This is a genomic window from Vibrio sp. 1731 (assembly GCF_033339955.1).
GTDB classification, from domain to species: Bacteria; Pseudomonadota; Gammaproteobacteria; order Enterobacterales; family Vibrionaceae; genus Vibrio; species Vibrio alginolyticus.
Map to the genome: position 1 here is coordinate 1 of NZ_JAWOVO010000088.1, position 1,350 is coordinate 1,350.

General features: G+C 45.6%; 1 protein-coding gene. It reads right to left on the reverse strand.

What is annotated here, in order from left to right; translation table 11 throughout:
- Positions 1-290: 290 nt before the first annotated feature.
- Positions 291-1,265 (reverse strand): IS110 family transposase, encoded by a 975-nt coding sequence (locus R7035_RS25365; protein ID WP_264907924.1) that lies wholly within the window; start codon positions 1,263-1,265, stop codon positions 291-293.
- Between the last annotated feature and the right edge of the window lie 85 nt (positions 1,266-1,350).

Sequence of the window (1,350 nt, forward strand, 5' to 3'; positions counted from 1 at the left end):
GTACTATAAGGACTTCCTCCCGATGTCAATGGGTGCTCTGAACGCAATCACAATGAAGATTAAGATGCAGTACTATAAGCGGTCATACTGGAATATTCTGTTCCGGACCAAAATGAAAGACGCTCGCAAGAACCTCATACGCTAATCGGATATTTAACATCCTAACGTTTTCTCAGGCACCTCTTGCGGGGTCTTAACCCTTATCATATTTGCGTTGTCATCATTGGTGGTAAGAGATTTATTTAGGTTGAATAACAATTTTCGAATGATTCACCATAGTGAAGTATTGCTCAACAGTGTCGTGCATTTTTTGCAGCTAAAGCAATAGCGGCTCGCCAGTAACCACGGCGATCTTTGACATCACAGACCCACTTACTGAGCGGATCGTCTTTTCGTCCGGCGCTAGCCATCATTGAACGCGCCCCCTGCACAAGCAGACTACGAATATAGTTGTCACCAGCTTTAGTAATTCGCCCTAATTTTGGTTTCCCTCCGCTGCTGTATTGAGAAGGCGTTAAACCCAACCAGGCCGCCAATTGACGGCCATTACGAAACTCTTTTCCGTCAGAGATCGCTGATACTAGAGCACTGGCTGTCATAGGTCCAACCCCCTTTAGTTGCATCAATAGTCGGCATCGTTCATCTTGCTCTGCCGTCTCTTTAATCAGTCGGTCGAACTTTAAAAGCCTGCGCTCAATGTTGTCTATATGAAGAAATAATTCATCCATGCAAGTTGCGGCTAAGGTTGGAAGGTGAACCTTCATGCTCTCGAACTCGTTACGCAATCGCTCCGGTGATAAAGGAGCAATCACACCAAACTCAGCGAGCAAACCACGAATGCGGTTGCATACTGCCGTCCTTTCTTCATTTAGGCCCTGCCTAGCTCGGTGCAAACATTGAATCGATTGCTGCTCTTCTGACTTGATGCTAACAAATCGCATATGAGGACGTTGAACTGCTTCACAGATAGATTGAGCATCAGCAGCATCATTTTTCCCTGCTTTGCCAGACAGTCGATAAGGAGAGACAAACTTAGGAGCGATGAGGCGAACTTCGTGGCCGACATTTTTGAATAATCGGGCCCAAAAATGAGCGCTGCTACATGCTTCCATTCCAATCAGACACGGTGGCATATTGGCTACCGTTTCTAACAGCTTGGCCCGACTTACTTTGGGTTTGCATAAAATGGTATTGCCTTTGTGGTCAACACCATGCAATGCGAACACATTTTTTGCTAGGTCGATACCTAATACAGTCACAGCCATGTTGTTATCTCCGTATGAAATGGTGAATTTATCATCTCAGAACTAACGGCTGAGTGATAGGGAGGAAGTCCATTCCATACGCTAA